Raw genomic sequence first — 13,263 nt, 5'->3', positions numbered from 1 at the left:
GTGAGCATTGAGTTCAAAGTAGCCGACCTTTCCCTCGCCGAAGCCGGACGCCACCAGATCCGCCTGGCCGAACACGAAATGCCCGGCCTGATGGCTCTGCGCCGTGAGTACGGCCCCAGCCAGCCGCTCGCGGGTGCCCGCATTGCCGGATCCCTGCACATGACCGTGCAGACGGCTGTGCTCATTGAGACGCTGACGGCGTTGGGAGCCGAAGTCCGCTGGGCGTCCTGCAACATTTTCTCCACCCAGGATGAAGCCGCCGCGGCCGTGGTGGTGGGCAACGGAACCGTGGACGAACCGGCCGGGGTTCCCGTCTTCGCCTGGAAGAACGAGTCACTCGAGGACTACTGGTGGACGGCCGAGCAGATCCTGACCTGGCCCCAGGGCTCCGGGGGACCGAACATGATCCTGGACGACGGCGGCGACGCCACCCTGCTGCTGCATAAAGGTGTGGAATATGAGGCCGCCGGGTTCGTCCCGGAAAACCCGCAGGACGGGGATGAGGACTACTCGTTCGAATTCACCGTTATCCTGGACCGGCTGCGCCGCAGCCTGGCACACACCCCGGGGAAATGGACCGTAATCGCCGGGGGCATCCGCGGCGTCACCGAGGAAACCACCACCGGCGTCCTGCGCCTGTACCAGCTGGCGGCGGAAGGCAGGCTGCTCTTCCCGGCCATCAATGTCAACGACTCCGTCACCAAGTCCAAGTTCGACAACAAGTACGGCATCCGGCACTCCCTGCCGGACGGCCTTAACCGTGCCACCGACACCCTCATCGGCGGCAAAGTCGCCGTTGTCTGCGGCTACGGCGACGTCGGCAAGGGAGCCGCGGAGGCGCTGCGCGGGCAGGGGGCACGCGTCATCGTGACGGAAATCGATCCCATCTGCGCGTTGCAGGCGGCCATGGACGGCTACCAGGTGGCCAGGCTGGAATCCGTGCTGGCGCAGGGCGACATCTTCATTACCACCACCGGCAACAAGGACATCATCATGGCCCGGCATATGGCCGCGATGAAGCACCAGGCCATCGTCGGAAATGTCGGCCACTTCGATAATGAAATCGACATGGCCGGGCTGGCCCGGATCCCGGGCATCCGCAAGGTCGAGATCAAGCCGCAGGTCCACGAATGGGTCTTCGACGAAGGTACCGGCACGCAGCGCAGCATCATCGTGCTGTCCGAAGGCCGCCTGCTGAACCTGGGCAACGCCACCGGCCATCCGTCCTTCGTGATGAGTAACTCCTTCGCGAACCAGACCATTGCCCAGATTGAACTCTTTACCCGGCACGGGCAGGCCGACGCCGACGGCAACCCGGTCTACGGCCGCCAGGTCTATGTGCTGCCGAAGGTGCTTGACGAGAAGGTGGCCCGCCTGCATCTGGGGGCACTCGGCGTCGAGCTGACGGAACTGACCAAGAGCCAGGCGGATTACCTTGGAGTCGACGTCGCCGGACCCTACAAAGCCGACCAGTACCGCTACTGAGGGCCGGACTCCCGGCGCCGGGCCCGGGAGTGCCGCTGATCACCGCCTCGCGAATGGGCGGGGTGGCGCGCGCCTCCACCCGGAGTCTCCCGGTAGGGTCGAAGTTAAGACCAGCGGAGTACAGTTTTTGGAAGTGAAAGAGGAAGCAGTGGCCAGCCACGACGAAACCCCCACGCATCGATCGACGGCGGGAGGGGAGCCCTCAGACGGAGCTCCGGTGCAGTCGCCCGGTGAAGCAGAGTCCGGTGCCGGTTCCTCCGCAGTGACATCCCCGGGACTGTCCGGAGCCGGTGAACATGCCGATTGGGATGCGGAGTTCGACAGCCTCACCGGGACCGAGCGGGCAGAAGCGGAAGCAGCCAGGGAAGCGGAGGCTGCTGAGCCTGAAGCAGCTGCTGAGCCTGAGCCGGACATCGTTCCGGCTGACAGCGCGCCGGCTGACAGCGCCGCGACGGACACTTCCGCTGATTCTGAGTTCCACGCTGCTGAATCCCACGCTGCCGAGCCTGACACCGTTGAATCAGACACCGTTGAGGCCCACGCTGTTGAGGCCGACGTCCTGGCCGCAGAGCAGGCCGAGTCCGGCAGCCCCGGCACTGCGGTTGCCGGCGGAACGGTTCCGGGCGGACATCCGAAGGTTGCCCAGCGCAGCCAGCTGCCGATGCGCCGTGCCAGCACCCTGCCCGATTTGAGCGGCTATGCCCCCGGCGACGCGGACAGCGATGCACTCACCGACGCAGCGGACCTCCCGGCGGAAGGGACCGAGGAGGAACGGCCACAGGCTGGGCCTTCCGGGTCCTACGACGCGGGCCAGCACGCGTCCGGCAGGTCCGGTTCCCATGAAGCTGCGCCCGCCCCGGCGGATGAAGGAGTCTTCGCGGCGTCGAAAGAGGCCAACGACGACGACGCCGGTGATGACGCCGGTGCAGCCCAGGGCCGGGCATCTCAGGATAGTGCCGTTGACGTCGCGGCTGGGGACCACGGCGCCGGAACCGTCGGCACCGCCGGCATGAGCACCGCTGCCGGAACCAACGACGCGGCTGCAACTGACGACGCGGCCGATGCACCCACGGCCGATGACGACGTGGACCCTTCACTCTCAGCCGCCGAAGTGCAGCGGCGGGCGCAGGAACGCGAAAAGGCCGCGGCCGGAAAGCCCGTCCTCGCCCGTGTCCTGCAGGTGATGATTGCCGTGTTCTTCCCGGTCATGGTGCTGGCAGCAGCCATCCGTGCCGTCGCGACGCCGTTGTTCCTCTGGGTGGAATACCACCGTCCCGGTTTCCCGGCAGACAGCTTCGGCTTCTCCACCGACGACCGCATGACGTACGGATCCTATGCCGTGGACTACCTGCTGAACTGGAGCGGTTCCCGGTACCTGGGGGACCTGGTCGGGGACGGCGGGGAGCCGCTGTACCTGGACACCGAGGTCAGCCATATGGCCGATGTCAAGACGGTGCTGACGGTTGCCTTCGTGGCCGCGACCGTGATGGCGGTCCTGAGCCTTTTGGCCGCACTGTATCTGTGGCGGCGCAGCCCGGGCGGCATCCGCCGGTCGCTCTTCTCCGGCGCAGTGCTCACACTGGTGTTGGTGGCCGTGATGGTGGTCCTGGCTGTCATGGGCTGGGAGATGTTCTTTACCCAGGTGCATTCGATTTTCTTCGCCAACGGCAATTGGACGTTCCGGATGGATGACACGCTGATCCGGCTCTTCCCGGCCCAGTTCTGGATGGACGCCGGGATAGCCATTGCTGCGCTGGTGCTGATCACCTGCACCGTGGTGCTTGTCTGCTGCTGGCCCACCCGGGCGCGCCGGGAACGTGTGCAGCAGGAACGCGCTGATGCACGCCGCCGCTACGACGAATCGCTCGATGCCCTCTAGGCAGCCCGCCCCTGGGGCCAGGGCCAGGCAGTAAAAAATCCCCCGCACCGGAACAGGTGCGGGGGATTTTTTACTGCCTGATGCCTACTTGGCGTAGAGCTTCTCGACCTCGTCGGAGTAGTCCGCAATGACAGCGTTGCGGCGCAGTTTCAAAGTGGCCGTGAGATGTCCCGATTCCAGGGTGAAGTCCTTGGCCAGCACGGAGAATTTGCGGATCTGCTCGGCGCGGGAAACCGTGGCGTTGGCGGCGTCGATGGATTCCTGCAGAAGCTGCTGCACCCGGGGATCGTCGGCGGGGACTCCATCCGGTGCCCCGTTTTCCCGGCTCCAGGCGGCAAGGGCTTCGTCGTCGAGGGTGATCAGCGCCGAAACGAACGGGCGTCCTTCACCCACCACGATGGCCTGGGACACCAGGCGGTTTTCCCGGATCTTTTCCTCCAGCGGGCCGGGGGCAACATTCTTGCCGCCCGCGGTGACCAGCAGGTCCTTCTTACGGCCGGTGATGCGCAGGAAACCGTCGTCATCGAGTACGCCCACATCGCCGGTCTTGAACCAGTTCCCTTCAAAGGCTTCGGCTGTGGCTTCCGGGTTGCGGTGGTAGCCCTTGAACACGACGGCGCCGCGCACCAGCACCTCGCCGTCGTCGGCAATCCGGACCGTGGTGCCCGGCATCGGCAGACCGACGGAACCAACGCGTGTGCGCGACACCTGGTTCACGGTTGCCGGCGCGGTGGTCTCCGTCAGGCCGTAACCCTCCAGGACGGTGACGCCGCAGCCGCGGAAAAAGTGGGCCAGCATCGGGCTCAGCGCGCTGGCACCCGAGATGGCGAAGGCCGCGTTGCCCCCAAGGACAGCGCGAACCTTCGGGTAGAAGAGCCGCTCGAACAGCTTGTGCTTTACGGTCAGTGCCACCGAGGGGCCGCGTCCGCCGCGGGCAGCGGAATCCTGCGCCTCCGAGTACGCGACGGCGACGGCCGCAGCGGCGGTAAAGGCCTTGCCCTTGCCGGCCTGCTCGGCGGATGCCTGGGCGCCGCTGTAGATCTTCTCGAAGATCCGCGGTACGGCCAGGAGGAAGGTGGGGGAGAAGGACTTCAGGTCCGACATCAGGTCCGAGGCGCTGCGGGAGTGGCCCACCTTCACACCGGCGTGCAGGCAGCCCACCTGGACTGCACGGGCCAGCACATGCGCCAGCGGCAGGAACATCAGGGTGGTGGGGTTCGGAACCTTCAGCATTTCCGGCAGGACTTCGAGGACGTTGACGCCGAAGAGGGCGAAGTTGCCGTGCGTGATCTCGCAGCCCTTGGGCCGTCCCGTGGTACCCGAGGTGTAGACCATGGACGCGGTGTCGGCGAGGGTGGCGGTGCTGCGGGCTGCCTCCAGCGTGTCGTCGCTGACACTGCTTCCGGCGGCGGTGAGGGCAGTGAACGTGTCGGCGCCGTCGCCGTTGTTCATCAGCCAGATGGAAAATTCCCCTTCAAGGGCGGAAGCGGCGGCCAGCACGACGGCGGCCTTGCGCTCGTCCTCCACGAACACGTGCCGGGCACCGGAATCCTTGAGGATCCATTCGACCTGGGACGGGGAGGAGGTTTCATAAATCGGGATGGTGACGGCCCCGGCGAACCAGTTGGCCATATCCGCCACGGTCCACTCATAGGAGGTCCGGGACATCACGGCGACGCTGTCGCCGGGGCGGACGCCGGAGCCGATCAGGCCCTTGGCCAGCCGGGTGACCTCCGCGAGGAACTGAGCGGCGGTGACGTCTTCCCAGCTGCTGCCGTTCTTGACTGCGTACAGGACGCGGCCGGGATCTTTTTGATGCATCTGGAGCAGGAGATCCGTAACATTCGAATCTTCGGGAAGGCTAACCAGGAGGTCAGTGGCGGACTCGCGCACTTATGACCCTCTCTTTCTGTGCCTAAGCACATGGGTAATGAGACTAAATCCAGCTGGGCATCCACATACGCAGCCGCCAGCCAGAATACGGGATGGTTTCCGCCGTCCAGACCGGCAGGAAATATGCCGAGAGGGCCAGGACCCCTGCGGCAAAGCAGCAAATCACCAGCAGCCCTATCCGCCGACGCCGCGCACTGTCGGTGCGGCGGCCCCGTATCAGGCCAAGCACATACACCAGGGCGAGCACTAGGAACGGTTCAAAGGACACCGCGTAGAAGAAGAAAGTGGTCCGTTCAGGATAGGCGAACCACGGCAGGTAGCCAGCCGCCACTCCGGCCAGCAATGCACCGGCCCGCCAATCCCGCCGGCCCGCCCAATAGAACAGCACCACCAACAGGGCCAGGGCTGCACCCCACCAGACCAGGGGATTGCCCACGGAAGTGACGGCCGTGGAGCAGGTGTCCACGGCGCACCCGGACTCGCCCTCCGCAGCGGACTCGTAGTAGAACGAGGTGGGCCGGCCCATAAACAGCCAGGTCCAGGCGGACGATGAGTAGCTGTGCTCGGAACTGAGCCCGTTGTGGAAGGCGTAGGCGCTGCGGTGGTATTCAGCCAGGGACCGCAGCGGGGCGGGCAGCCAGCTCCAACCGCTTTCCGGGTTTTGCTCGGCCCATTGCCGGTTGTATCCGTCCTCCGACCGCAGCCACCCGGTCCAGCTGGCCAGGTAGGTGATCAGAGCGGTGGGAATGAGGGTCAGGAAGGCCGGCACCCCGTCCCGGAGCAGGGCTGACTCCCACTGCACGACGCCGGCAACCCGCCTGGCGCTGACGTCCCAGAGCACGGTCATCAGTCCAAAGACGGCCACGAACGCAAGAGCGGACCATTTGGTGCCAACCGCCAGGCCGAGGCAGACGCCCGCGGCAATCCGCCAGGGGCGCCAGAGCAGCCACGGCCCATACAGCAGCCACGGCGCGTCCAGCCGCGGTCCGCCCGGGGGCCGGGCGGGGGAGTCCGGCCCGGCCCGGCCCGCCCGTCCGGCGAGTGCGCGGGCCAGCCGCAGCCGGCCGTCGCGGCGGTCCAGGAGCAGGGCGCCGAACGCTGCCACGATCCAGAAGGTCAGGAAGACGTCGAGTAGGGAGGTGCGGGAGTGGACCAGATGATGTCCGTCCACGGCGAGGAACAACCCGGCCAACGCGCCCAGGAGGGCCGAGGAGAACAACCGGCTGGCGATGAGAGCCAGAAGCAGGACCGTGAGGGTGCCCGTCAGGGCTGCACCGAAGCGCCAGCCGAAAGAGTTGTCCGAGCCAAAGAGCGCCATGCCAAGGGCGATCATCCATTTGCCCACCGGCGGATGCACGACGTATTCGGGCTCATCCAGCAGGATCTCCGGCCGTCCTGCGGCAAAGGATTCATTGGCGTCTTCGGGCCAGGCGCGTTCATAGCCGGACTGCAGCAGCGAGTAGGCGTCCTTGACGTAATAGGTCTCGTCAAAAACCAGCTCGCCCGGTTCACCCAGGCGGGTGAACCGCAGCACACCGCCCAGCACGGCCATCACCAGCGGCAGGATCCAGCCTGCCGGTCCCAGCGGCACCAGGGCACTTCCCAGCAGCCGGTTCCGCAGGGCTTCGTAGGTGAAGGCATGCTGCGGGGACTCAACCCGGGCCTGCGCCCCGCGGCGGGTCGTCGAGGTACCGGAGAGACTCACGCGCCCCACTCTATAGCCTGTCGCGTAGGGTTAGAGGGTGGACTCGAGCAAGGAAACCGGCAGTATGACAAGCAGCATGACAGGCAGCACCGCAGGCACCTCAAAGGACGGCGGCGCAGGTCCCGGACAGATCGTCCTGGCGGCAACACCCATCGGCAACATGGGGGATGCCACCAACCGGCTGATCGGCTTGCTGGAAAGTGCCGATATCATCGCCGCTGAGGACACCCGGCGGCTGCACCGGCTGGTGACTGCCCTGGGCATTACCACCCGTGGCAGGATCATCAGCTACCACGAACACAACGAGGCAACACGTACCGCAGATCTGCTGGAAATGGTCCGCGGAGGCGCCACCCTCCTCATGGTGACCGACGCCGGGATGCCCGCAGTATCGGACCCCGGTTTCCGCCTGGTGGAGGCTGCGGCGGCCGAAGGCCTCACCGTCACTGCCGCGCCCGGGCCGTCCGCGGTGCTGACCGCCCTCGCGCTTTCCGGCCTGCCCACCGACCGGTTCTGCTTCGAAGGTTTCCTGCCGCGGAAACCGGGCGAACGCAGCGGCCGGCTGGCGAAGCTGGCGGGTGAACAGCGGACCATGGTGTTCTTCGAAGCCCCGCACCGCCTCGAACCGATGCTGCGCGCCCTGGATGCGGCGTTCGGGGGTGACCGGCGTGCCGCCGTCGCCCGCGAGCTGACCAAGCTGCACGAACAGGTGCTGCGCGGACCCCTGCGGGAGCTGCTGGAATGGGCCGAGGCAGGGGATGTCCGCGGCGAAATTGCGGTGGTGGTGGAAGGCGCCCCGGACGCTGCACCTGAACAGGCAGCGGACCACGTGGGTGCCGTGAATTCCCTGGTGGAGCAGGGCATCCGGTTGAAGGACGCCGTAGCAGCAGTGGCCGAGGACGCACGGATCAGCAAACGCGAACTCTATTCCGCGGTGCTGGAAGCGCGCAGCTGACCCGGCGGCGGCCGTGACGGCCGCATTTACAGACATCACCCCGGAAGCCTACGGTGAAGGAAACAGCGGGCAGGCTGCCCGTGATGGATCCGATGAACTTTGGAGGCATTCCCCATGGGTATTCCCGCAGACCGTGAAGCCGAACTGCTGGCACAGGTCCCCACCGGCCTGTTGATTGACGGGCAGTGGCGGGACGCGTCGGGCGGCCGTACGTTCGACGTCGAAGATCCCGCCACCGGCAAGGTGCTCCTCAGCATTGCCGATGCGTCCACCGAAGACGGTGCGCTCGCCATGGACGCCGCTGCTGCCGCGCAGGATGACTGGGCCCGGACCGCCCCCCGGAAGCGGGGCGAAATCCTGCGCCGTGCCTTCGAGCTGGTCACGGAACGCACTGAGGACTTCGCCCTCCTGATGACGCTGGAAATGGGCAAGCCGCTGGCCGAATCCCGCGGCGAGGTGGCCTACGGCGCCGAGTTCCTGCGCTGGTTCTCCGAGGAAGCCGTCCGGATCTCCGGCCGCTACAGCACCTCCCCGGATGGGAAGTCCCGCCTGCTGGTGAACAAGAAGCCCGTAGGGCCCTGCCTGCTGATCACCCCGTGGAACTTCCCGCTGGCCATGGCGACCCGCAAGATCGCCCCCGCCGTGGCGGCCGGCTGCACCATGGTGCTTAAGCCGGCCAAGCTCACCCCCCTGACCTCCCAGCTTTTCGCCGCGGTAATGCTCGAAGCAGGGCTGCCGGCCGGTGTGCTGAACGTGGTCCCCACCACCTCGGCCGGTGAGGTCACCGGACCCATCCTCAAGGATTCCCGCCTGCGGAAGGTCTCCTTCACCGGGTCCACCCCGGTGGGCCAGGGCCTGATCCGCGATGCGGCCGAAAACGTCCTGCGTACGTCGATGGAACTGGGCGGCAACGCACCGTTCCTCGTGTTCGAAGACGCAGACCTGGACAAGGCCGTGGACGGTGCCGTGACCGCGAAGCTGCGGAACATGGGAGAGGCCTGCACCGCAGCCAACCGTTTCATCGTCCAGGACACGGTGGCGGAAGAGTTTGCGGAAAAGTTCGCGGCGCGGGTGGGTGCCATGACTACCGGCCGCGGAACTGAGGAAGACACCAAAATCGGGCCGCTGATTGACGGTAAGTCACGGGAGAAGGTGCACGCCCTGGTCAGCGAAGCGGTCGACGGCGGCGCCGTGGCCGTGGTGGGCGGGTCACCGGTGGACGGGCCGGGGTACTTCTACCGGCCCACGGTCCTGAAGAACGTGGCCCCGGAGGCCCGGATCCTGAAGGAGGAAATCTTCGGGCCGGTGGCCCCGATCGTCACCTTCTCCACCGAAGACGAAGCAGTGGCACTGGCCAACAACACCGAATACGGCCTGGTTTCCTACGTCTTCACCCGCGACCTGAACCGCGGGCTGCGGATCGGCGAAAAGCTGGAGTCCGGCATGCTCGGACTCAACGCCGGAGTGGTCTCCAACGCGGCAGCCCCTTTCGGCGGCGTGAAGCAATCCGGCCTGGGCCGTGAAGGCGGTGCCGAAGGCATCGAGGAATACCTGTACACCCAGTACATCGGCATCGCCGACCCCTACGCCGGATAGCTCCTGCGCCCACCGGGCCGCGCGGTCACTCGCGCCGGAAGCGCAGGGCGAGCGACGGCGGGAGGAACCGGGCGTGGAGCCGGGCCGGCAGGCCCGCACCCCGGTCCAGTTCCTCCCGCACGGTCTGCAGGTCCGCCCAGGTGGGAGCGGGTGCCCGTCCGCCGCGGCCGGCACCTGCATAGGCTTCTTCCTCGAACGAGCGGCGGATCCGGGTCAGCGCTTCCTCGGCCCGCGGGGAGAGGCCGGCTTCTCCGGCCAGCCGAAGGGCATATGTCCGGGGTGTGTCGGACCTCCGGCCGGGATATCCGTAGTCGGTTCCCAGATCCGCGAGTTCATCCCAGACCGGCCCCGTGCGGGGACCGTCCGGTCCGGCGGCTGCATGCCGCTGCCGGACCGTCCGGCGGCGCCGCCGCATCGCCCAGGGAGTCAGGACGGCACCGGCGGCAGCCAGCACTCCCAGCAGCGCGCCCAACCAGGCGGTCCCGCCGGCGGTGCCCGGTTCCAGCACGGTTTCGGGTGCCAGCGGCCCCTCCTGCGGGGCGGCCGGTGCGGTCGGAAGCGCGTCAAGGGCCCGGGGATCGTCGTCGTCGTGGATGGTGGCATCGGAAGGCGTGCGCTGCTGCAGGGCATACGCCGGGACCGATCCCCGGGACGGTGTGGGCTCGAAACGGACCCAGCCGGCACCCTCGAAGTACAGCTCCGGCCAGGCGTGCGCGTCAGTTGAATCAACCTCGAATTCGCGCAGCGCTTCCCCGTTGGGTCCGGTCCCGACCGGAGTTTGCCCGGTGCTGCGCCCCGGGGCATATCCCAGTGCCATCCTGCTCGGAATGCCTTCGTTCCTCGCCATAACGGTCATGGCGGCAGCGAAATGGATGCAGTAGCCGGCCTTGTGCTCCAGGAATTCGGACAGGACCCCCATGCCGTTCCCGTCGTAACCGCCGTCCACTGGAGCCTCCAGCGAATAGGAGAACTCCGGACCGCGCAGGTACCCCTGGATCGCCATGGCCTTGGCGTAAGGGGTGGAAGCATCCCCGACCGCGTCGTCGGAGGCTTCCCGGATGTTCGCGGGAAGATCCTCTGGCAGGTCCGTGAACACGGAATCGACGCTTCCACGGTCGGCCTCCGGAAGTGCCGCCAACTGCTCGGGGGTCAACTCCGCGGAAACACTCAGGACCTGGTAGTCCTGCATGGCCGCACCGTCTGATTCGTCGTCGAGCACGGTCATCGTCTTGGGGTCCCAGGACCAGTTCCCTTCGGCGCCGGTGAACCCCAGCGGGAAGTAGGGGGCCAGCAGCCAGGGACTTGAATACGTCTCGGAGCTGATCCTTGTCACCACCGGAGCGCCCCGGGACCCGGGAGCCTGCCCGGTACCCTGCGCAATCTGGGGCACGCCCTCCCGGCGCTCGTCCGCACGAACGTCAGGAGCCCACCGGTCACCGGAAAAATCCTCCAACGTGGTGGAGCGCAGGTACACCGGCTCGTCTGAGGAGGTGGCATAAGTGATCCGCCCCGCGGATTGGGGCTGGCGAAGGTCGTTACCAAGCGTGACAACCGGGTTCAAGCCGGTGCTGCCGGACCAGAAGTTGAATCTGGTGCCTTCCGGGAACGCGCCGCCGGTGAATCCCGGCAGGACCGCCGGAAGCACGAGGGCCAAGGCCAGGGCCGACGCCGAAACTGCGGTTCCCCTGGCCAGCCAGGTCCGAGGAACACGGGTTCCGGCGCGGTGCTGCTCCCGCCGGGCCCCGGCAGCAAGCAGCAGCAGGTATCCGGCGGCTGCGAGGAGGAAGTACCAGGTTCCCAGGCTCTCGGGTTTCAACACCGCGGGGATCATCAGGACCGCGAAAAGGCCCAGGCCGGCTGTGGCCGGCATCCGCAGCGTTGCCGCCAGGGTATCCGTCAGGACCGCCACCAGGCCGATTCCCGCGCAGCACAGGAACAGGATGCCCGGCAGCGGCTGCACGGGGGTGACCTCTGTGATCACCACGGTGCGCGCCTCCGCCAGCAGCGCATCGGCCCGGGCGAGGGTACCCGGCCCGGGCAGGAACCCCAGGAACGACTCCTGGGCCGCGAACAGCCAGGTGAGCGTACAGGCCAGGACAGCCATGCCGGCCACCGGAACGAACGGCTGGGGTACCCTCAGCCGGCGGGCGCCTGCAGTGGCCGCCAGCGGAAGCAGCACCGTCAGCAGCAGCGGCACCAGCCAGGACCATCCGGCGATCACCCCGTGCACGCTGAGCGAACACAGCATCACAGCCGCGGCGGCAGCCGCCCCGACCCCCAGATTGGCAGCACCGCGGCCATCCTGGGGAGGGGAGGCCTGATCAGGAAGCCGGCCCTCCTGCGGAGCTGCCCCAGGCCGCGTCAGCACAGCGCTCATACGAGTTCCCCGGCTGCGTGCAGGCCAGGCCGGTCCTGGTCAAGGAGGGACCACGCTGCCGGCACCGAAGTCGCCGGCGTTACCGCCGCGGCAATCCAGCCTGCCTCCCGCAGGATTTTTAAGACAGGGCGCAGCCCTGCCGGCCGTTCGGTGACCAGCAGTACCAGCGGTTGGCGGGCGTAGCGGGATGCCGGTGCCAGGGTGGCGGCTTCCGCTGTGCTGATCCGTCCCGCGATAACCAGCAGGGGGCCGGGCGCGTGGCCCGAACCGTCCAAGGCCAAAAACGGCGCAGGGTCGGTGCCCGGGGGTTGGGCTGCCGGCGAAGGCGGTGGCTCCAGTCCCAGGGCGGCCAGCCCCTCGGCAAGGTTCTGCACCCCGTCCGTACCGCGGAATCCGGCGGCTCCGCCGTCCACCGCGGACGGAGAACGGGCGAGCCCGGGACGGGAAAGCTCATCGGTAAAGCGCACGCTGTAACCGGCTTCGGTGAAGAAGACGGCACAGGAGATGACGGCGGAAACCGCCCACTCGAACGTTTCCGAAGTCACCAGCTCCCCGGTATCGGACGGCGGTACGGAGCCGTCCGCATAGGAGAGGAACCGCTGGTCAAGCAGGATGGATGCGGTGGGAGCGGTGACCGGTTCCTCCTGCCGGACCATCAGCTCGCCGTGCCGGGCCGTTGCGGCCCAGTGCACCCGGCGCATGGGGTCCCCGTGCCGGTACTCCCGGGTCGAGACGTCATCTTCGCTTGCCGTTCCGCGGCGCCTGCTCGGCGTGGTGCCGTCAGTCCCCGGAGCCCCGAACAACGACGACGCCGGGAGTTCAAGCGGTGCCGGGGCCACCGCCAGCTGGTCCGTTCCACCCAAGGTATGCACGGTCCTGGCCAGGCCCAGGGGATCGGTGAAGTCCGCGGTTACCGGGCCGATGTCGTAGAGTCCGCGGCGGCTGGACCTCAGCCGGTATTCATAGGTGCTGAGTCCATCCCCTGCAGCGTAGCCGGACGGAAACCGGAACACCGGGCTGGGTCCGAAGCGGAACGGCAGTCCCTCCCGCATGGCTGCAGCCGACGCCGAGGCGCCCCGGCTCCGCACGCGCAGTGCGACGGTAGCCGCCGTGCCTGTCTCCACCAACGGCGGAGTGAAGGTCCGTTCGACGTCGAAACCGGGCTTGACCAGCCGCAGCAGGGCGGCGGCCAGGAGTGGAAGCCCGATTAGCAGGATGGACAGCGCCAACAGGTCCCTGCGCCCCAGCGCCGCAGCTCCGAGGAACGCTGCGGCCCCGGCGGCCAGCAGGCCCCAGCCCCGCGGGGTGAAAAACCTCGTGACGGAGGCGGGTTCCATGGTGGCCTTTCGCTCGAAGGTGCGGCAGGAACTGTC

At 67.5% G+C, this 13,263-nt stretch carries 8 protein-coding genes; 4 read left to right on the top strand and 4 right to left on the bottom strand.

What is annotated here, in order from left to right:
- Together ahcY and QNO03_RS08655 are read left to right on the top strand one after the other, a co-directional pair.
- Positions 1-1,485, top strand: coding sequence for an adenosylhomocysteinase (gene ahcY, locus QNO03_RS08660; protein ID WP_289602986.1), 1,485 nt, complete (start codon positions 1-3; stop codon positions 1,483-1,485).
- Positions 1,486-1,618: 133 nt separating this feature from the next.
- Positions 1,619-3,364, top strand: a complete 1,746-nt coding sequence (locus QNO03_RS08655) for a TIGR01906 family membrane protein (protein WP_289602985.1) — start codon at positions 1,619-1,621, stop codon at positions 3,362-3,364.
- A gap of 84 nt (positions 3,365-3,448) precedes the next feature.
- On the opposite strand, the gene QNO03_RS08650 is transcribed toward QNO03_RS08655, so the two are convergent.
- The gene (locus tag QNO03_RS08650; RefSeq protein WP_289602984.1) at positions 3,449-5,257 is read right to left on the bottom strand and encodes an AMP-dependent synthetase/ligase; all 1,809 of its coding nucleotides are present in this window, start codon (positions 5,255-5,257) and stop codon (positions 3,449-3,451) included.
- Between the two features lie 43 nt (positions 5,258-5,300).
- Positions 5,301-6,971 (bottom strand): dolichyl-phosphate-mannose--protein mannosyltransferase, encoded by a 1,671-nt coding sequence (locus tag QNO03_RS08645; protein WP_502874568.1) that lies wholly within the window; start codon positions 6,969-6,971, stop codon positions 5,301-5,303.
- A 55-nt stretch (positions 6,972-7,026) separates the two neighbouring features.
- On the opposite strand from QNO03_RS08645, the gene rsmI reads away from it, so the two are divergent.
- Together rsmI and QNO03_RS08635 are read left to right on the top strand one after the other, a co-directional pair.
- Positions 7,027-7,917 carry a 16S rRNA (cytidine(1402)-2'-O)-methyltransferase gene (rsmI, locus tag QNO03_RS08640; protein WP_289602983.1) on the top strand — a complete coding sequence of 297 codons (891 nt, stop codon included), beginning with the start codon at positions 7,027-7,029 and terminating at the stop codon, positions 7,915-7,917.
- Positions 7,918-8,031: 114 nt separating this feature from the next.
- A complete protein-coding gene (locus QNO03_RS08635) occupies positions 8,032-9,513 on the top strand; it encodes an NAD-dependent succinate-semialdehyde dehydrogenase (RefSeq protein WP_289602982.1) in 1,482 nt (493 codons plus the stop codon).
- Positions 9,514-9,538: 25 nt separating this feature from the next.
- On the opposite strand, the gene QNO03_RS08630 is transcribed toward QNO03_RS08635, so the two are convergent.
- Positions 9,539-11,890, bottom strand: a complete 2,352-nt coding sequence (locus tag QNO03_RS08630) for a transglutaminase TgpA family protein (protein WP_289602981.1) — start codon at positions 11,888-11,890, stop codon at positions 9,539-9,541.
- On the bottom strand, positions 11,887-13,227 hold the full coding sequence (locus tag QNO03_RS08625) for a DUF58 domain-containing protein (RefSeq protein ID WP_289602980.1): 1,341 nt from the start codon (positions 13,225-13,227) through the stop codon (positions 11,887-11,889). The genes QNO03_RS08630 and QNO03_RS08625 overlap by 4 nt, the downstream gene beginning before the upstream one ends.
- Positions 13,228-13,263: the final 36 nt, after the last annotated feature.

This window comes from Arthrobacter sp. zg-Y877 (assembly GCF_030373105.1).
Taxonomy (GTDB): Bacteria; Actinomycetota; Actinomycetes; order Actinomycetales; family Micrococcaceae; genus Arthrobacter_B.
The sequence above is the reverse complement of the archived record's forward strand: the minus strand, read 5'-3'. Positions and strand labels throughout refer to the sequence as shown.

What these genes read in the sequence shown, in the direction of transcription:
- QNO03_RS08635 (WP_289602982.1), top strand. Translation starts at nt 8,032, where the DNA reads ATGGGTATTCCCGCAGACCGTGAAGCCGAACTGCTGGCACAGGTCCCC.
- QNO03_RS08630 (WP_289602981.1), bottom strand. Translation starts at nt 11,890, where the DNA reads ATGAGCGCTGTGCTGACGCGGCCTGGGGCAGCTCCGCAGGAGGGCCGG.
- QNO03_RS08625 (WP_289602980.1), bottom strand. Translation starts at nt 13,227, where the DNA reads ATGGAACCCGCCTCCGTCACGAGGTTTTTCACCCCGCGGGGCTGGGGC.
- rsmI (WP_289602983.1), top strand. Translation starts at nt 7,027, where the DNA reads ATGACAAGCAGCATGACAGGCAGCACCGCAGGCACCTCAAAGGACGGC.